The organism is Haloarcula mannanilytica, from assembly GCF_005406125.1.
Taxonomy (GTDB): Archaea; Halobacteriota; Halobacteria; order Halobacteriales; family Haloarculaceae; genus Haloarcula; species Haloarcula mannanilytica.
In genome coordinates this window covers 171,965-189,749 of record NZ_BIXZ01000002.1, presented here as the reverse complement: position 1 = coordinate 189,749, position 17,785 = coordinate 171,965, and the positions used below count along the sequence as shown (strand labels likewise).

21 protein-coding genes are annotated in these 17,785 nt (G+C 64.2%); 15 read left to right on the top strand and 6 right to left on the bottom strand.

All coding sequences use genetic code 11. The annotated features are described in order from the left end of the window. The first annotated feature begins 27 nt into the window (after window positions 1-27). Complete coding sequence (locus Harman_RS08140) at window positions 28-972, top strand: replication factor A (RefSeq protein WP_137683311.1); 945 nt, start codon at window positions 28-30, stop codon at window positions 970-972. Then, entirely contained in the window at window positions 973-1,587 is a 615-nt protein-coding gene (locus tag Harman_RS08135) for an RPA family protein (protein ID WP_121535950.1), read from the top strand. Window positions 1,588-1,602: 15 nt separating this feature from the next. Here the strand turns inward: Harman_RS08135 and Harman_RS08130 are convergent, their stop codons facing one another. Next, window positions 1,603-2,031: a VOC family protein gene (locus Harman_RS08130; protein ID WP_137683310.1), complete on the bottom strand. Its 429-nt coding sequence runs from the start codon at window positions 2,029-2,031 to the stop codon at window positions 1,603-1,605. Between the two features lie 134 nt (window positions 2,032-2,165). Here Harman_RS08130 and Harman_RS08125 point away from each other — a divergent pair, with 134 nt between their 5' ends. From Harman_RS08125 to dpsA (Harman_RS08115), 3 genes are all read left to right on the top strand, one after another. Next, window positions 2,166-2,597, top strand: coding sequence for a CopG family transcriptional regulator (locus Harman_RS08125; RefSeq protein WP_137683309.1), 432 nt, complete (start codon window positions 2,166-2,168; stop codon window positions 2,595-2,597). A gap of 288 nt (window positions 2,598-2,885) precedes the next feature. Next, entirely contained in the window at window positions 2,886-3,461 is a 576-nt protein-coding gene (dpsA, locus tag Harman_RS08120; protein WP_137683308.1) for a DNA starvation/stationary phase protection protein DpsA, read from the top strand. A gap of 2 nt (window positions 3,462-3,463) precedes the next feature. Next, window positions 3,464-4,024 carry a DNA starvation/stationary phase protection protein DpsA gene (gene dpsA / locus Harman_RS08115; protein ID WP_137683307.1) on the top strand — a complete coding sequence of 187 codons (561 nt, stop codon included), beginning with the start codon at window positions 3,464-3,466 and terminating at the stop codon, window positions 4,022-4,024. A 49-nt stretch (window positions 4,025-4,073) separates the two neighbouring features. On the opposite strand, the gene Harman_RS08110 is transcribed toward dpsA (Harman_RS08115), so the two are convergent. Continuing rightward, entirely contained in the window at window positions 4,074-4,526 is a 453-nt protein-coding gene (locus tag Harman_RS08110) for a DUF5814 domain-containing protein (RefSeq protein ID WP_137683306.1), read from the bottom strand. A gap of 355 nt (window positions 4,527-4,881) precedes the next feature. Here Harman_RS08110 and Harman_RS08100 point away from each other — a divergent pair, with 355 nt between their 5' ends. After that, the gene (locus Harman_RS08100) at window positions 4,882-5,730 is read left to right on the top strand and encodes an HNH endonuclease (protein ID WP_137683305.1); all 849 of its coding nucleotides are present in this window, start codon (window positions 4,882-4,884) and stop codon (window positions 5,728-5,730) included. 43 nt (window positions 5,731-5,773) lie between these two features. Then, window positions 5,774-6,052 carry a hypothetical protein gene (locus tag Harman_RS08095; protein WP_137683304.1) on the top strand — a complete coding sequence of 93 codons (279 nt, stop codon included), beginning with the start codon at window positions 5,774-5,776 and terminating at the stop codon, window positions 6,050-6,052. Between the two features lie 29 nt (window positions 6,053-6,081). On the opposite strand, the gene Harman_RS08090 is transcribed toward Harman_RS08095, so the two are convergent. Next, window positions 6,082-7,287 (bottom strand): CBS domain-containing protein, encoded by a 1,206-nt coding sequence (locus Harman_RS08090; protein WP_137683303.1) that lies wholly within the window; start codon window positions 7,285-7,287, stop codon window positions 6,082-6,084. Between the two features lie 95 nt (window positions 7,288-7,382). Here Harman_RS08090 and Harman_RS08085 point away from each other — a divergent pair, with 95 nt between their 5' ends. Then, window positions 7,383-8,486 (top strand): tRNA (guanine(26)-N(2))-dimethyltransferase, encoded by a 1,104-nt coding sequence (locus Harman_RS08085; RefSeq protein WP_137683302.1) that lies wholly within the window; start codon window positions 7,383-7,385, stop codon window positions 8,484-8,486. A 57-nt stretch (window positions 8,487-8,543) separates the two neighbouring features. Here the strand turns inward: Harman_RS08085 and Harman_RS08080 are convergent, their stop codons facing one another. Beyond that, window positions 8,544-8,960 carry a hypothetical protein gene (locus tag Harman_RS08080; RefSeq protein WP_137683301.1) on the bottom strand — a complete coding sequence of 139 codons (417 nt, stop codon included), beginning with the start codon at window positions 8,958-8,960 and terminating at the stop codon, window positions 8,544-8,546. A 94-nt stretch (window positions 8,961-9,054) separates the two neighbouring features. On the opposite strand from Harman_RS08080, the gene Harman_RS08075 reads away from it, so the two are divergent. The 3 genes from Harman_RS08075 to Harman_RS08065 all read left to right on the top strand — a co-directional run bounded on the left by Harman_RS08075 (window position 9,055) and on the right by Harman_RS08065 (window position 12,704). After that, window positions 9,055-10,491: an MATE family efflux transporter gene (locus tag Harman_RS08075; RefSeq protein ID WP_137683300.1), complete on the top strand. Its 1,437-nt coding sequence runs from the start codon at window positions 9,055-9,057 to the stop codon at window positions 10,489-10,491. Window positions 10,492-10,563: 72 nt separating this feature from the next. After that, on the top strand, window positions 10,564-11,799 hold the full coding sequence (locus tag Harman_RS08070; protein WP_137683299.1) for a YihY/virulence factor BrkB family protein: 1,236 nt from the start codon (window positions 10,564-10,566) through the stop codon (window positions 11,797-11,799). Beyond that, window positions 11,796-12,704, top strand: a complete 909-nt coding sequence (locus tag Harman_RS08065) for a phosphatase PAP2 family protein (protein ID WP_137683298.1) — start codon at window positions 11,796-11,798, stop codon at window positions 12,702-12,704. The genes Harman_RS08070 and Harman_RS08065 overlap by 4 nt, the downstream gene beginning before the upstream one ends. Here the strand turns inward: Harman_RS08065 and glnA are convergent. After that, complete coding sequence (gene glnA, locus Harman_RS08060) at window positions 12,701-14,056, bottom strand: type I glutamate--ammonia ligase (protein ID WP_137683297.1); 1,356 nt, start codon at window positions 14,054-14,056, stop codon at window positions 12,701-12,703. The two genes, Harman_RS08065 and glnA, sit on opposite strands and share 4 nt — an antisense overlap. Before the next feature lie 126 nt (window positions 14,057-14,182). Here glnA and lrp point away from each other — a divergent pair, with 126 nt between their 5' ends. From lrp to Harman_RS08045, 3 genes are all read left to right on the top strand, one after another. Next, window positions 14,183-14,638: an HTH-type transcriptional regulator Lrp gene (gene lrp / locus Harman_RS08055; protein WP_137683296.1), complete on the top strand. Its 456-nt coding sequence runs from the start codon at window positions 14,183-14,185 to the stop codon at window positions 14,636-14,638. A gap of 114 nt (window positions 14,639-14,752) precedes the next feature. Beyond that, window positions 14,753-15,349 carry a TetR/AcrR family transcriptional regulator gene (locus tag Harman_RS08050; RefSeq protein WP_137683295.1) on the top strand — a complete coding sequence of 199 codons (597 nt, stop codon included), beginning with the start codon at window positions 14,753-14,755 and terminating at the stop codon, window positions 15,347-15,349. After that, window positions 15,346-16,833 (top strand): MATE family efflux transporter, encoded by a 1,488-nt coding sequence (locus Harman_RS08045; RefSeq protein ID WP_137683294.1) that lies wholly within the window; start codon window positions 15,346-15,348, stop codon window positions 16,831-16,833. The genes Harman_RS08050 and Harman_RS08045 overlap by 4 nt, the downstream gene beginning before the upstream one ends. Window positions 16,834-16,884: 51 nt before the next feature. Here the strand turns inward: Harman_RS08045 and Harman_RS08040 are convergent, their stop codons facing one another. After that, window positions 16,885-17,442 carry a Rieske (2Fe-2S) protein gene (locus tag Harman_RS08040; protein ID WP_200830859.1) on the bottom strand — a complete coding sequence of 186 codons (558 nt, stop codon included), beginning with the start codon at window positions 17,440-17,442 and terminating at the stop codon, window positions 16,885-16,887. 97 nt (window positions 17,443-17,539) lie between these two features. Between Harman_RS08040 and Harman_RS08035 the strand changes: the two genes are divergently transcribed. Further along, the gene (locus tag Harman_RS08035) at window positions 17,540-17,773 is read left to right on the top strand and encodes a hypothetical protein (RefSeq protein ID WP_137683292.1); all 234 of its coding nucleotides are present in this window, start codon (window positions 17,540-17,542) and stop codon (window positions 17,771-17,773) included. Window positions 17,774-17,785: the final 12 nt, after the last annotated feature.

Below are 17,785 nucleotides of genomic sequence, written 5' to 3'. Positions count from 1 at the left end.
AAAACCAGGCGGAGACAGTGAAAGCCAATGACTGAGTCAGATTTGCGTACACACGCGACAGAGATACACGAGCAGTTTTCCGACCAGCTACAGATCGACGTTGATGATGTCGTCGAGCGCCTCGACACGCTGGTCAACGACTACCAGGTCCCCATCAGCGAGGCCCGTCGAAGCGTCGTCAACACGTACCTCGACGAGGCCGGGATGGACCGCGACCAGCTGGGCGGCGGCGACGGCGGCGGCAACGAGCAGGTCAACGTCGCCGATGTCGACGCCCCCGAGGAGTGGGTCGACGTTCGCGCGACGGTCGTCGAACTCTGGGAGCCACGCGCCGACGCCGTGGCCCAGGTCGGCCTGCTGGGCGACGAGACGGGCACAATCAAGTTCACCAAGTGGTCGAAGTCCGACCTCCCCTCGCTCGAAGAAGGGAAGTCTTACGCCCTGCGCAACGTCGTCACCGACGAGTACCAGGGCCGGTTCTCCGTGAAGCTCAACCGGACGACCACCATCGAGGAACTGGACGAGGAGATAGAGGTCGGCGACGACAGCGTCGAGGCTGAGGGCGCGCTGGTCGACATCCAGTCGGGCTCCGGGCTCATCAAGCGCTGCCCCGAGGACGACTGCACGCGCGTCCTCCAGAACGGCCGCTGTAGCGAACACGGCGAGGTCGAAGGCGAGTTCGACCTCCGCATCAAGGGCGTCCTCGATGACGGCGAGGAGGTCACCGAGGTCATCTTCGACGAGGAAGCCACCGAGGAACTGACCGGCATTTCCCTGGAGGAGGGGAAGGAAATGGCGATGGACGCGCTCGATACGACCGTCGTCGCCGACGAGATGCGACAGAAGATCCTCGGCCGGTACTACCGCGTTCGAGGCCCGACATTCGGCCGCTACTTGCTCGCCGACGAGCAGGAGCGACTGACCGGGGCCGTAGATGCAGACGAGATTCTCATCAAAGCGAGGTCGATCTAAATGGCGAGCACACCCACCCGCGAGGTCGCACGGCGCGTCTTCGCACGCGAGTTCAACGACGCGAGCTACACGTTCAAGGAGTCCGACGACGACCGCGCCCCGGTGTACGTCCTCCTGCCGACCGGGCAGCGCGCCAACCGCGTGTTCCTGGTCGGCACCCTCACCGAAACCGAGGATGTCGGCGAGGACAGCGAGTACTGGCAGGGACGAGTCGTCGACCCCAACGGCGACACGTTCTTCATGTACGCCGGGCAGTATCAGCCCGACGCAGCGTCGATGCTGCGTGAACTGGAGCCGCCGGCCTACGTCGCCGTCGTCGGCAAGCCACGCACCTACGAGACCGACGAGGGCGAAGTGAACGTCTCGATTCGCCCCGAATCCATTTCGGAGGTCGACGAGGCGACGCGGGACCGCTGGGTCGTCGAGACAGCCGAGCGCACGCTTGATCGAGTCAAGCGGTACAAGGAAGCCGACATGGAGGATCCGGCCACCGACGAGTACATCGCGATGGCCGACGAGGAGTACGAGCAACTGTCTATCGAGAACTACCGGCAGTCGGTCGTCGGGGCACTCGAAAGCCTACAGGACGAGCAGGCCGAAGCCAGCGCGGACTGACGGCTGGTGGTCGCCTTACGGTTCGAGCAGTTCGATACGATTTCCTTCTGGGTCGACGACGAACATGATAGTCGTCCCGCTCTCGGTCGTCTGCGGGCCGCTGAGCGTTTCGACATCGTCGGGGAGGCGGTCGGCGACGGCGTCGAGATCGTCGACTTCCAGCCCGGGGTGGGTCGACCCCGGCCGGTTGAGGTCCGGGTCCGGCATCTCTTCGTCTTCCGGCTCGTAGGTCGCCAGTTCCAGGCGTGTGCCGCCGGCGTCGAGGTGGACCAGTTCGGCGCTGGCCCCCCCGATATCCACGGCAGTGCCAAAGGCTTCGTCACCGACTGAGAAGCGTGTCAGGACTTCGAGTCCCAGCACGTCGCGGTAGAACTCGACGGCGCGATCCAGATCGCTGACGATGATTCCGAAGTGGTGTGCGGTCGCGTCGATGTCTGTTTCCATCGCTGTCCGGAAGCGGGGTCGGGCCGCTGTTAAATCACTGCGGTTCGATCACCGTCGATACGGCTGCCGGACCGCCGGACGCGGTAGCGTCTGACAAACGATTAAATACGATGCTCATACAATTACACATAACTATGGGCAACAAAAACAAGACTATCTCTTTTCGCGTCAGCGAGGACAAATTCGAAACCCTCCGCGAGATCGCCGAGGAGCGCGACATCTCGCTGTCTGCGGTCTTCCGAGACTACGTCGACACGCTTGTTTCCCACGATGGCCAGGTGAAAGTCGCCCCGGAACACGAGTTCGAGGACGACGCGACCGAGACCAGTACCGAGAGTTTCCCACCGAAAGTCGAGGTGCCGAAAAGCTTCGTCCGCGAGCACGAACGGCTTGAACTCGAAGCCGAGCACCTTCGCGAACAACTGGAAGAACACAAGCGCTACGTCACGAAGCTCCGCCAGCAACTCGACGAGATGGACCAGGACGAGGTCATCCACCTCGAAGACTTAGACCAAGGTGAGGAGGACGATGCCTCCTACCGAATCGGCAGCTTCGACGACCTCTGACGGCAACATCCTGTGTCGCTCATTCGAATAGCATCTCATTGTAAATTAGTAGAATATATTATATTTCCTCTACGGCTGAAATAACGCACCCGGCGGGGCTTCTCGCTGTGCTGCCGGAAGATAGCGATTAGACAGCCGATATCTCGGATGCTTGTATATTGTGAACATATCGCATACTTTCGGCCGACCTAAAAATTATCGGTTATCTGATAATATTTATGTGGTCGGATAATCAAGGTCACAGTATGAGTCGTATACCTCTCACAGGACTGTGGTCGAGGTGAGCAGATGACGGAGAACCAACTCGGACTGGTCCGTGAACCCGAAACCGGCGTCCGTCACCAGGAGTGGGGAACGGTTGACGAGAACGACCTTCGCATCGACAGCGATGTCGCTGAGGTGACCGTGGACGCACTCACTACCGACCACGCCAGTTCGTTCAATCTCTTCTATCTCCTCCGGAAGCACTACTGGACGGCCGAAGGTGCCGAGTTCCACGATGTCGCCGAGTTTCTCAAGGACGCGTACAAGCGCGTTCGTGACATCAACGACGACCTCGCGGTTCGAATCGTTGAACTCGGCGGTATCCCGCCGAACACACCGCCGACGATTCAGAAACATGCCGAGGTCCATCTGGAAGCCGAGGACCTCTACGACCTCCGCGCCTCACTTTCGGGGGACCTCGACGGGTACGCGACACTTGTTGCGAGCATGCGAGAACACGTGGCCCTCGCGACGGAGATGGGTGATTCGGGCACGGCAGAGCGACTGCGTGACCACCTGACGACGCTCGAAACCGACGCCCACAGAATCGAACAGTTCCTCGACGACGACACGCTCGTCCGGGAAGCGGGGGGTAACTAACCATGGCGAGTACGCCCCACCTTCGGGACCCCGGTGCAGACCACCGCCGGCAGGAGTGGGACACCGTCCGAGCGAACGAAGTCCGACTGGAGCCGGCCGTTGCGGAACGGCTAGTGACTGCCCTGAACGCCGAACTGTCGGGGCTGTACCTCCTGTTCAATCAGGTCAGGAAACACTACTGGACCATCGACGGAGCTGAGTGGCACGACGTCGCGACGTTCCTCGAAGCAGCCGCCGACCGACTCACTGAGATGACTGATGACATCGCAATCCGCGTCCACGCACTCGGTGGTGTCCCGGTCTGTGGACCGATGGGCATCCGGCAACACGCTCCGATGACCATCGAGACGCCCCACCGCTTCGATGTCCGGTCTTCGCTCGAACGGGACCTCGACGGCTACGCGACGCTCGCCGTCCAGATGCGCGACCACGTCGATCTGGCTGAGCAGTTCCGCGATAACGCCACGAGCGAACTGCTGTGTGTTCACCTCAAGACGCTGGAAGGCGACGCACACACGCTGCAGCGGTTTCTCGCGGACGACACACTGGTCCGGACCGACTGACAGCCCCGATATCGCCTTGCTGACTGCCCGGACCGTCCGGACACTGTCGCTACACCAGTCGATTACGGAGGCGCTGCACGTCCTCGGCCACGTCGTCGCGCCCGTCGACATCGGCCAGTGTTTCCACGGCTTCGAGCGTTCTGACGGAGTTATCGAGGAAGGAAAGCACGTCGCCCGGATAGGCATACAGCATGTAGTCGTCACTCATCACGTCGACGATGGCGTCCGGCCCCATCCCCTGCTCGCGCAGTTCCAGCAGATACGAGATGAACTTTCGCTCGGCACAGCCACAGTGGGGGTTGGCCTCACAGTCACAGTCCAGGAAGTCCTCAGCGAAATCCAACACGCGCTCCCTGGAGGCTTCGTCGAGCTTTGCCAGCCCGTCGCCCTGGAAGAGGATGTCAAGCGTCGCGCCCTTGAACGCCCCCTTGGGGAAGCTCGTCTCCAACTGGGAGGCGAGCCGCTGGTGGTTCTTGACGTAGATTTTGTCCGTGATGGCCACGCGTACCCCTCACTACGCTGTGGTGCTGTAAAAGCGTCTCGAACCGGGTGGCTCTCGGACCGTCGTTCCTATCCGAGCCGATATGCCGTCGCTGTCACGCGCTCTCACGGCTCACTGGTTCTCGGATTCGTAACGTATTTCTGTTCCAGCGGAATATCTATGAATGCTTCAGCGAGCGTGTCCGGGCTGGGGTAGTGGCATCCTTTAGCCTTGTGGTGGCTAAGAGGCGGGTTCAATTCCCGCGCCCGGACTTAGACCTTCTATATGCCGATTTCGGCAGATTCGGTATGTCGGCGGTCCTATCTCTAACACTTGCTCCGTTGATTTATAATGTATCAACAGGAGATACTTTTGCATGGGAGACCACGACTGCCCCTCCTGTGACCGCACGTTTGACTCCAGACGGGGACTCGGCGTTCACCACAGCAGTGTCCACGGCACGAGTCTGCCGAACCGGGAATGTGACCACTGTACGGACCGGTTTTACTCCGAATACGAGAAGCGCTACTGCTCTGACGAGTGCCGCGACACTGCAGTGTCCTTTTCAGGGGCGGACAATCCGAACTATTCGGACGCGAAAGTGGAGACGACCTGTGACAACTGCGGCGCGACGTTCACGTACTACTCATCAGAGAAGGAGGGATGTTACTGCTCGGACTGCGTCGAAACAGCCGAATGGCGACATACACGACAGATATCCGGCGCTGACAACCCAAACTGGAACGGGGGAAAGCTCAGTTTCGACTGTTCCGTCTGTGAACGTTCCGTTGAGCGGTATCCGAGCGATGTTACAGGCGAAGTCGTCCTCTGTAGCCGGGACTGTCACGCTGAGTGGCTGTCCGAGGCGTTCACCGGCGACGGCCACCCGAACTGGCGCGGTGGTGGCGTCGGCGAGTATGGGCCGGGATGGCGGGCGGTGCGCGAGCGAGCCTTGGAGCGGGACGACCACGCCTGCGTGCTGTGTGGGACTGCCGACGACGAACTGGGGCGGAACCCGGACGTGCATCACATCGTGCCGGTCCGGCTGTTCGCTGCGATGCCAGCCCTTGCCGTCCGGGACGCACATACCCTTGACAACGTCGTTTCGCTGTGTCCGGGCTGTCACCGTCGGGCGGAGTTCGGCCGTGTCTCGCGGGCGGAACTGCGCTGGCGGGCCGGTATTCGGCGGTTGGACACGCCTGCTGCCCGCGGCGCGTCGGCGTAACCGGACCGGAATCTACACAATCAGTCCCACCGCCAGTACGCCTATGTCACCGACCGTTGATGAGCTGCGAAACGAGATACGGCAGGCCGTAGGCCGGTACGAGCGCCCGGTTTCGACTGCCTTCACCAAGGAAGCCCTGGCGGCGATCTGCGAGGCTGTGGGATACGACATCGACACGAATCGGTTGCCGTCGAAGCCACAGATGCGAGCGAGGATCCTCTGGAAAATCGGCGAGTGGGACGATGACGACCCGGCGGACGCGGAGCAGCCGTTTCGGAAGGGTGAACTCGAAGCGATTGCCGCGGCGCTGGACGACGAGTAACGGGACTCCGTCTCGCCGGGGCGTAACTGCTACCGCTCGATATTGGACTCCGGTCTGACGGTCTCAGTCTCCGTCTCGCCGATAGCGGCGAAATCCCCACTGGATTTGATAATCGAGAGCGCCGTCATGATGTCCGTCCGGGTGAGCAGCCCCTCGAAGGAGCCGTCCTCGTCGGTGACGAGCAGGCGGCCGACGGAGTTCTGCTGGAGCGAGGTCAGCGCGTCCATCACGTCAGTGTCCGGACTGATGGTGATGATTTCGGTGGTCATCACGTCCCCGACGGTGTAGGCTTCGCGCTCGACCTCCCGAACGGCGCGGGCGTCTTCGAGCGTGACGAGGCCGACGACCTCGCCGTCGCGCTCAACCGGATAGCCGGTGTGGCGCTCCTCGAACATCGTTCGGATGAGCTCCCTGACGGACATGTCCTCGGGCACTGTCGTCACGTGGTCCGCCGGCGTCATCACGTCCGCGACGGTGATGCCCTCGAACGCGGCCCGCATCGAGGTCTGGCGGGACTCGCCCGCTGCGCCGATGTAGATGAAGAAGGCGAGACCGGCGAGGAAGATATTTCCGAGGACGAAGATGCCAAAGAGGCCGAGGAAGACGGCGAATATCTTCCCAACTTCGGCGGCGATAGTGGTGGCTCGGGCGTAGGACCGTTTGCGGGCGAGCAGCGCACGCAGGACGCGGCCGCCGTCCATCGGGAACCCCGGGAGCATGTTGAACGCCGCCAGCGCGAGGTTCATCAGCGCGAGGTAGCCGAGGATGAACCGGGCTGACTCGACGGGCGCGCCCGCGCCACTCGGGAGAATCTGGAACGCGACGAAACAGACGGCTCCGATGGCGACGCTGACGATGGGGCCGGCAATGGCGATGACCAGTTCCTGTTTCCAGTCTTCGGGCATCTCGCTGAGCTGGGCGATACCGCCGAACAGCCAGAGTGTGATGGAGTCGATGGGGAAGCCATAGCGGATCGCCACGAGGGAGTGACCGAGTTCGTGGAGGACGACGCCGGTGAACAGGCCGACGGCCGCACCGATGCCAAGCACCCACACGAGCGCGCCGTCGGTGAGGACGGCCGCGTCCAGACCGGCGTTTAGCGTCCCGTTCAACAGCTCGGTCGTCTGTTCGATCTGTGTCCCGATAATCCAGGCGAACAGCGGCAACACGAGGAGAAACGTCAGGTCCAGCTGGATTGGGATCCCGAACGCGCTCCCGATGCGGAACCGGCGCATACCCGTCGGTAGTCGGGGGACGGTCTTAAGCCCCCTTGGCCAGATCCGACAACCAGGTTCGAACGACTTAACGGCGCCCGCACGGACCGGGGCATATGCGCGTCAGTGAGGGCCGAGTGACGGTCACGGTGCCGGAACAGCCCGATGCGGGGAAGGGCGCGGACGTGTTCTTCAACCCCGTTCAGGAGCTGAACCGCGACATCACCGTGGCGGCGCTGCGGGCCTATCGAGAGCGAACCCCCCGCGTGTCGACGTATCTGGACGCGACCGCCGCAAGCGGCATCCGGGGTGTCCGCGCGGCGGCCAACGACTGGGAGACGACGCTGTGTGACATCGACGACGACGCGACGGCGCTGTGCGAGCGGAACCTCGAACGCAACGACCTCGCCGCTTCGGTCCGGCGGTCGGACGCGAACGTGCTCATGCATTCGGAGGCGTTCGACGTGGTCGATGTGGACCCCTTCGGCACGCCGATTCCCTTCGCCGACGCCGCTGTTCAGGGGACCAAACACCTCCTCTGTGTGACGGCCACCGATACCGCGCCGCTGTGTGGGGCCCACTTCGAGAGCGGCGTCCGGTCGTACGGCGCGGTCCCGCGAAACACCGAGTTCCACGCCGAGATGGGGATGCGCGTCCTCCTGTCGGCGATGGTCCGCACCGCCGCTCGCTACGATATCGCCGCGCGGCCGATTCTCAGCCACGCGACGAAACACTACGCCCGGACCTATCTGGAGTTCGACCACGGCGCGAAGGTCGCTAACGACTGCATCGACGAACTGGGCTACGTCCACCACTGCCAGCACTGCCTCTGGCGGGACCACGACTACGGCCTCATCGCCGACGCGCCCGAAGCGTGTCCAGTCTGTGAGAAGCACCTCCAGACGGCCGGCCCCATCTGGCTCGGTCGGACCTGCGACCCCGCGTTTGTCGACGCCGTCGCCGAGCACCTGACCGAGGAGATGGGCACCGCCGAGGAAGCGAACGAACTGCTGGCGACGCTCAGGGCGGAGATCGACACGCCGACCCACTACGACCAGCACCGTCTCTGCAAGCGCTGGGGTCGCGGCGCGGAAGCCATGGACGAGTTCATCGAGAAGCTCCGGGACGCCGGCTACGAGGCCTCCCGAACGCACTACGGCGGCACGACGTTCAAGACGGACGCCGACGTGGAAGAAATCCGCGAGGCGACGGCAGAGTAGCAGAACCGCGAATCACGGGCTACAATTTTGACGAGAAAAGCTGGGTCGAAGAGATGTCTACCGACCGTTCGCCCGTCCGGCACTCTCGCTCACCGCGGACACGAGGTCGTAGCCCAGCAGATACACCGGGCGCAGGAAGTAGTTCGCCATTCCAGCAAGGCCGAGCAGCCCGCCGATGGCCTGCATCTCGCCGGGCGTGGCCGACAGACGGACGAGCAGCGGCAGGGCCGTAATGAGCGGTGCGAGCCACAGCGACTGGACGATACCGCCCACGTCGACACCGGCGACGGGACCGAGCCGGTTCCCGTCCGGACGGGCAGCGTACAGGACAGCAGCCAGTACCAGCAGTGCAACGACAATCGGCAGGGACGCACCGACGCCGGCGACGCCGAGGCCGATAGCCAGCGCGGCCGCGACGAGCAACAGGGCCGTCACCCGCATCGTCCCGTGCCGGATGGCCGCTTCCGTCTCCATATCCGGTCGTTGCGGCGATGCTGTATAAACCCTGGGAGAGCGGGACCCCTTTCTTAACACCTTTCGGGCTCGGCCGCGAAGCGGTGGCGAAACCGTGCCCTCCACGTACAACCCGGTCCGTGGCGTCTTGCTGTTCGTCGGCGGCCTGCTCGCACGGTTTGGTCTCGTCGAGCGCGAGCGGGTCCGCCGAGCGACGGACCTCTCCTGGCCCCGGATCGTCACCGGACTGGCCCGGATGTCGAAGTCGACGGCTGACGTGGCGATGGTCGGCCTCGCACTCGGCCCGACGGCTATCGCCGGCGTCGGCTTTGCGGCCCCGTTCTGGGCGCTTGTATTCGCGCTGGGCGGGGGCGTCGCCGGGGGGACAATCGGGATGGTGTCTCAGCGCTACGGGGCCGACGCCGACGAGGAACTGGCGGTCACTGTCACGACAAGCGCCGCCATCGTTCTGGGGCTGACACTCCCGCTGATGGCGGCGTACTGGGTCCTGCCGAGTCTGCTCGTCGACCTCGTCGGAACGGGGTCCGAAGCCGTCAGCTACGGGACGGACTACCTGCGCGTCGTCGCCCTCGGCGTCCCCTTTGCCGCGCTGAACCTCATCGCTAGTCGGACGCTCGTCGGGGCCGACGACGCCTGGTCGCCGATGCTGTTGCGGGCCGGCGGTGCAGTCGTCAACATCGCGTTGAACGCCGTCTTCATTTTCGGCTTCGACCTCGGCGTCGTCGGTGCGGCGCTGGGGACGGTCGTCGCGAACGTACTCGTTACGGCTGGGTTCACCGTCGGGCTAGCCCGCGGTGGCCTGCCGGTAATCGGTGCGTTTCCGGTCCGGGTGCCGGTATCGCGGCCGTTCCTCGACCGGGGACTGGGGTGGGATCTCGCGGAAACCGGCGCGCCGCTGGTGGGGGCTAACCTCGCGCGGACCGGGGCGCAGTTCCCCCGGCTGTTCATCGTCGGCCTGTTCGGGCCGGGCGTGGTGTCGGCCTACGTCGTGGCGCTTCGCGTCCGGGCGCTGCTTGACACGCCGAACTGGGGACTGAGTCTCGCATCGAGCAGTCTCGTCGGGCAGGCGCTTGGCGACAACGACGAGGCCGAAGCGACCGTCTGGGCGCGGACGGTGCTTCGGCTGAGCATCGGCGTGTACGTCGTCGTTGCGGCGGCGCTGCTCCCGTTCTCGCGGGGCATCGCCCGCCTGTTCGTCTCGGACCCGACAGTGCTCCCGCTTGTGACGGTGTTCGTGGCCGTCGCGTGTGCGAGCGTCGTGTTCCGGGGCGTCGACGGCGGCTCGGTCGGCCCGTTGCGGGCCAGCGGCGACACGCGCTGGCCGTTTTACTCCCAGTTGGCCGGGATGTACCTGTTTGCGCTCCCAATGGCGTATCTCGGCTACGTCACGCCGCTGGGAACGCTCGCGCTGTACGCCTCACTGGTGGTCGAAACCGCCGTTCCCGCGGCAGTGACCTACTACCGCTTCCGCTCCGGGACGTGGCGAGTCGTCAGTCGGGCCTACCGACCCGATGCGGCGCTTGATGATTAACGGCTGGCGTCGACAGGGACGTGACATCAGTCAGTCGACAGTATATTTGTCCCTCCCTCCTGACGTGCTCGCGTGGACCGCACACGCGCCGTTTCCGTCGCTCGACACGTCGTCCGCACCGTCCAGGAGGAGGAGGTCTCCTTTCTCGCCGCCGGTATCGCCTACTACATGTTCGTCTCGCTCCTGCCGCTGTTGTTGCTGACGCTGGTCGTCGGCACGCTGGTGGGCGGGGAGGCCTTCGCCGACAGCATCGTGGCGGCCGCGGGGGACGTACTCTCACCGACGGCGTCGACGTTACTTGAGGACGCGCTGACTAGTGGGGCCGGTCGCGGCGGCGCGACGGTTCTCGGTGTCGGCGTCACGCTGTGGAGCGCGCTCAAGGTGTTCCGCGGGCTGGATACGGCCTTCAGTCGCGTCTACGGGACAGCGGGCCCTGATTCGATTGTCGGCGAACTCATCGACGGACTGGCAGCACTGGGTGGCATCGGCATCGCACTGGTCGGACTCGGCGTCATCGGCGCGCTCGGGACGGTCTTCGGTCTGCAGGTCGCTCTCGGCGGGCTTGCACTCGTTCCCGTCCTGACGGTCGCCTTCCTCCCGCTGTACTACCTGTTTCCCGACCAGGAGATGACGATACGCAGCGCCGTTCCCGGCGCAGTGTTTGCCGGCATCGGCTGGACGCTGCTGGGCACGGGGTTCAACGTGTACGCGTCACAGGCCGACAGCTACCAGGTGTATGGCGTCATCGGCGCGGTCCTCTTGCTTGTGACGTGGTTTTACTTCGCCGGCCAGGTCCTCCTCGTGGGCGCGGCGGTCAACGCGGCGCTCTCGGACCGGCAACTACAACAGGTATCGCACCGACGGTCCGGCAAAGCGATGAGTGAGGACGCTGACGAGACCGACACGCCGCCGCCAGCCGGCGCTGACACGCCCGGAGCGACAACCGACGAACTGACCGACGAGGAACTCAGGGAGCTCCGCGAGGAGTTCGAGTCGTTCCGCGAGGACATCGAAGGGCGGACGCTGCACCGCGACGAAGTGCGGTCGGACCTCAAGCAGTACGTCCGCCGCCGGATGCGCCGGGGCCACGCCCGGCAGTGGGGTCCCTACATCGTCTTACTGTACGGCACGATCATGACCCTCGGTGCGTTCTACTATCTGAAGGGCCTGTACGCCGTCCTGGCGATGCTGGTCATCTGGCTCTCGACGCTGGGGCTTTACACCGTGATGATTGCGGTCGGCGTGACGCTTACGGCCACCGGCATGCCCGGACGGCTCATCGACCGTATACGCGACTGGCGACAGTGATACGGACTGTCGGCGTGACGGAGGTGCTGTCGGCGCTGCCTGGCGCAGTCGTCGTGCTGTTCGCCTTCATCACGCAACTGGGTGATTTCTGGTTTACCTTTCTGGCCTGTGGCCTGCTGTACTGGCTGGGGCCCTGGACGCCGAAGCTCGGTCAGGGCCTCACCCGCGACCGAACGGCGATGCTGGTGGCGCTGCTCGCCGTCGGGGTCGCCCTCGTCGTCTCCCTGAAGGGCCTGCTCGGACTCCCGCGCCCCCCCGGTGCCGGGACGGCCACCCATGCGACCCTGCTCCCGGTGGCGCTCCGGGACATCTATGCGTCGATGGCGACTGGCGAGGGGTACGGCTTCCCCAGCGGCCACGCCACCCTCTCCCTGCTTGTCTGGGGCGGGTTCGCATGGGCACTCCGGGTCGGAACGCGGCGCGGCCGCGTGGCCGTCGCCGGAACGATCATCGCCCTCATCGGCCTCTCCCGGCTGGTGATCGGCGTTCACTACCTCGTCGATATCCTCGCTGGCTTTGCCGTCGCCGGCGCGGCGCTCGCACTGGCGCTTGGCGTGCTCGAAACGCCCGAGCGGGTGTTCGGACTCGCCGCCGCCGTCGCTGTGGCCGGGCTGGTCGTTGCCGGCGTCTCCCGCAACACCGCGGGTGCGCTGGGTATCGCCGTCGGTGGGGCCGTGGTCTGGGTGCTGTTTGGCGACAGGATTCCGGAGCCGACGCGCCGTGGCGTCGCGGTCACAACAGTCCTCGGCGTCCTGACAGTCGGGTCGTTCCTCGGAGTGACGTTCGGCCTGCACCCGACGCCGGTCGCTGTCACACCCCTTGCCGCGCTCGGGACCGCCCTCCTGCTGGCGCTGCCGCTGGCCGGTGAGCAACTCGCGAAAAATACTGAGACGGCTGCCGCTTAGAACTTCTCGAGGTAGCGGTCGATTTCCCAGTCGGAAACGTCGACCAGGTACTCCTTGTGCTCCTCGCGCTTGGCCTCGACGAAGTTCTCGAAGACGTGCTCGCCGAGCGCGTCCTTGATGACCTCGTCGTTTTCGAGTTCGTCGACGGCTTCGCCGAGGTTCTCTGGCAGCGTGGTGATGCCGTACTCCTCGCGTTTCGCCTCGTCGAACTCGTAGATGTTCTCGCGGACCGGGTCGTCGCAGTCGAGGTCTTTCTCGACACCGTCGAGACCGGCGTGGATGAGCGCGGCGAAGGCGAGGTACGGGTTACACGATGGGTCGGGGAAGCGAGCCTCGATACGGCTTGCGGCCGGCGTGCGGGCGGCCGGCTTGCGGATGAGCGCCGAGCGGTTGCGGTCGGACCAGGCGACGTAGACGGGTGCCTCGTAGCCAGGGACCAGACGCTTGTAGGAGTTCACGGTCGGGTTCGCCACGGCCGCGATGGCCGGCGCGTGTTCGAGGATACCGGCGGTGAAGCTCTTTGCCGTCTCGGAGAGGTTGAACTCGTCGTCTTCGTCGTGGAACGCGTTCTCGCCGTCCTCGGTGAACAGCGAAAGGTGCGTGTGCATCCCGGAGCCGTTGATCTTCGGGATCGGCTTCGGCATGAACGTCGCGTGCAGGTCGTGTTCAGCCGCGATGGCGCGAACGACGGAGCGGAAGGTGGCGACGTTGTCGGCCGTCGAGAGGGCGTCGTCGTAGGTGAAGTTGATCTCGTGCTGGCCCTGAGCGACCTCGTGGTGGGACGCTTCGATGTCGAAGCCCATGTCTTCGAGGCCGTAGATGATGTCACGGCGAACGTCGGAAGCGAGGTCCTTCGGCGCGAGGTCGAAGTAGCCGCCGGCGTCGTTGGTCTTGGTCGTCGCACGGCCCTCTTCGTCTTCCTCGAACAGGAAGAACTCGGGCTCGGGTGCGGCGTTGACCGTATAGCCCATCTCTTCGGCGCGGTCGATGGCGCGCTTGAGGACGCCACGCGGGTCACCGGAGAACGGCTTGCCGGTCGACGTGTCGATCACGTCACAGATGAGTCGGGCACTGGAGCCGCCTTCGACGTTCTCTCTCCACGGGAGCACGGAGAACGTCGACGGGTCCGGGTCCAGACGCATGTCGGACTCCTGAATCCGGACGAAGCCGTTGATCGAGGAGCCGTCGAAGTAAATCCCCTCTGTGAACGCTTTCTCCGCCTGATCGGCCGTAATCGAGACGTTCTTGATTGTACCGAGAATGTCGGTGAACTGGAGCCGAAGGAAGTCGACGTTCTTCTCTTCGATCTCCTCGAGTACCTCCTCTGCCTCCGCTGAGAGTTCGCTTGTCATCTTTGGACACCAGATAGGAACGGGGCTACTACTAAAACCCTGCTGATTTGCGCAAAGGTTTCGGTGCTTTCGCTTACATTTGGACATTCGTAAAATTCTAAACCCTGGGGGGCGTTTTCGGATGTAATGACGTACGAAAATCTCGACCGAGAGCTAGTGAATGCCCTGCTGGGGGATGGCCGCGCCAGCCTCCGAAGCCTGGGTGAGGACCTTGACGTATCAGTGACGACAGTCTCGAATCACCTCTCCGATCTCGAAGACGAGGGGATCATCAACGGCTACACGCCGAAGGTCGACTACGACAAGCTCGGCTACGACGTGACGGCCATCATCCAGCTCAAGGTCGAGGGGTCCTCGCTCCCGGAGGTCACGGACGACCTCAAAGAGCACAAGCAGATGATCTCGGTGTACGAGGTCACCGGCGACTACGACATCATCGCGGTCGGGAAGTTCACTGACACCGACGGCATGAACGCCCAGATCAAGGAACTGCTCACCGACCCCGAGATCAAGGAGTCGAACACTTCAGTCGTGCTCAACGCCGCCAGCGAGCACGAGCAGTTCGACCTCGACCTGCAGTAGTCGCGATCGCGCTTCTGCAGTCGGTGCTACTCAGCTCCATAGCCGTGTGTCCAACCAGCATGGACCACCGGCGACCGCAGCGTTCTTGACTGACCAGTCAGTTAGTCACACGTAATGAACGACGGCGACACGGCCGACGATATTATGGACGCGACCTACCGTGCGCTGTGTACGCACGGGTATGCCGATCTGACGATGCAGGACATCGCCGACGAGGCCGAGAAGAGCAAGGCCGCCCTCCACTACCACTACGACAGCAAGCACGACCTCCTCTGTGCATTCCTCGAATACCTCTATGAGGGGTTCGTCGACCGGATCGAGAACCCCGAGGGTGAGAACCCACACGAACGTCTGCTGACGCTCATCGATTCGGTGCTGGACAAGCCCGACGACGGGAGCGAGGAGTTCGGGACGGCCATTCTGGAGATTCGAGCCCACGCGCCCTACGAGCAGGGCTTCCGCGAGCGACTCACGAAGTTCGACGATTACCTCGTCGACGAACTCCAAGCGATCCTCGAAGACGGGATCGACGACGGGACGTTCAAAGCCGACCTCGACGCCGAGGACACCGCCCGGTTCATCGTCACCGTGTTGACCGGGGCCGCGACCGAGCGCGTCACGACTGGCCGACCGGTCGAGTGCACCCGGAAGACGCTCCGAGAGTACGTCGAGACGCATCTCCTGAACGGCCAACCGGAGGTCGAAGCGTGAGCGTCCGGGAGCGGCTGGGTCGTCTCGGCGCGCGACTCGGAAATCTGTTCAAGGGCCAGGAGGAACTGGACCTGACAAGCGGCGACATCGGCAAGCCCCTGCTCTTTCTTTCTTTTCCCATCGTCATCACGAACCTGCTGCAGGTGGCGTACAACCTGGCCGATACGTTCTGGCTCGGTCAGTACTCCACGACGGCGCTTGCGGCCATCTCCTTTGCCTTCCCGATGATTTTCCTGCTTATCTCGCTCGGGATGGGGCTGTCGGTGGCCGGCAGTGTCTTGGTCGCCCAGCACACCGGGGCCGAGGAACACCGTGAGGCCGAGTACGCCGCCTCCCAGACCGTGACGTTCGCGCTCATCGGGTCCGTGCTGCTGGGCGCGACCGGCTACTTCTTCGTCGAGGACTTCCTGTCGCTGCTGGGCGCATCTAGCGAGGTTCTCCCTGGCGCGACGGGGTACCTGCAGGTCGTTTCGCTCGGCCTGACGGCGATGTTCGGCTTCTTCGTGTTCATCTCGCTGATGCGGGGGGCCGGCGACACCATCACGCCGATGCTGGTGATGTTCGGGACCGTCGTGCTCAACATTGTCATCGACCCATTCCTCATCTTCGGTTGGGGACCGTTCCCCGAGATGGGCGTCGTCGGCGCGGCCGTCGCGACCATTTTCTCCCGCGGCGTGGCGTTAGTCGTCGGTATCGGTATCCTGCTCTCGGGCACACGGGGCATCCGAATCCGCCTCGGTGACATGGCTCCCGACCTGGAGTACCTCCGGAAACTGCTCAGACTGGGGGTTCCGGCCTCCGTCGAGGGAACCGGCCGGGCGCTGTCGGTCAACGCCATGCTGTTCATCGTCGGGACGTTCTCAGTAACAGTCGTCGCGGCCTTTGGCGTCGGCATCCGCGTGTTCTCGCTGGTGTTCATGCCCGCCATCGCGATGGACCGCGGCGTCGAGACGATGACCGGCCAGAACCTCGGGGCCGAGCGGCCCGACCGTGCCGCGGCGGCGAACCACTTCGCTGCGAAGGTGTCGTTCGTCATCCTCACCGTCCTTGGTGCGATTACCATCTTCGCCGCGCCGACCGTCGTCAGCGTGTTCAGCGACGACCCCGAAGTCGTCCGCATCGGGGCCGATTTCCTCCAGTGGGTCGCCCCGACCTTCGGCTTTATCGGCATTGTCCGGGCCTACTCCGGCGGGTTCCGCGGGGCTGGCAAGACGCTCACCTCGGCGGCGCTGGCTGTGACCATGCTCGGCGTCATCCGCTTGCCGGTCGCCTGGGTCGCCTCCCGACCGGTCGCTGTCCCGGCGTGGCTCGGCCCCCGAGTCGTCGATATCTTCGCGTACTCGCTGGCCGAGCAGGGTATCTGGCTGGCCTTCGCCGTCTCGAACGTTCTCGCGGCCGGCCTCGCAGCCGCCTGGTTCCTCCGGGGGACGTGGCGCGATGCCGACCCACGGACCGGCAGCGACCCGGCCGTGGCCGACGACTGACGGCTCTGGTCGCCGAGAGACAAACGCAGAAGAATGCCTCGACGGCGCGTGTCAGCGCCGTTCGGCTCGCTCGAATCGCTCGTCAGTGAGGTACACGTCCCCGTCCCGAACCGAGACTTCAATACCGTCCAGGGCGTCGCCGGCACAGGGACCGTGCGTGCAGATACCGTCGTCGGGTTCGAACTGCGCGCCGTGTTTGTGACACACCAGCTGGTCGCCCCGTACGATTGCGCCCCGGCCCGGGTCGAGCGGGACCTCGGGACGGTGGGGACAGGAGTTGCGCCAGGCGACGACGGCGTCACCCGAGCGGTGCAGGATGCAGTTGACGCCGCGCCGACCATCGCGCGCCTCGAACACGAGCGTGCTGTCGGTCGGGACCGCGTCGAGTTCGGCGATGTGTCGCGGGTCGTCGCCGGTCGGCGCTTCATCGGTCCCGTCTGGTGGCTGTTCGTCGCTGTCGGTGCCGTCGTCGGACTGCCCGCCATCAGTGCCGGAGAAACTGAACCGAACAGTCGCACCGCCGGCCTCGACTTCGCCGTCGTCGTCGTGGATCCGGACCGATTCCGACTCGTTGTCGGTGTCGACGGTCACGTCCACGGGGTCACTCATAGCAACTGGTCGTCGGCTGACACACATAGCGATGTCGACTTCGGTCGCAGCATGCCGGTTGCAAAACTGAGTTATGTCAGCCCTGCAGAACGTCGGTATGGACCGAGACGACGTATCCGTCGAAGTGGAAGTCGAAGTGGAAGTGGACACCGCGGAACTGGAAGCCGAAGTCGAGGACATGGCGGAGTTCGAGGCCGAACTGGAAGGCAGCGGCGTCGAAATCGAACTGGAAGCCGAAGTCGAGTTCGCAGAGAGCGAGGACGAAGACGAGACCGACGAGGAGCACGCGGACGAAGCGGAGTCCGAAGACAGCGACGAGACTGAAGAGTGAAACCGACTTCAT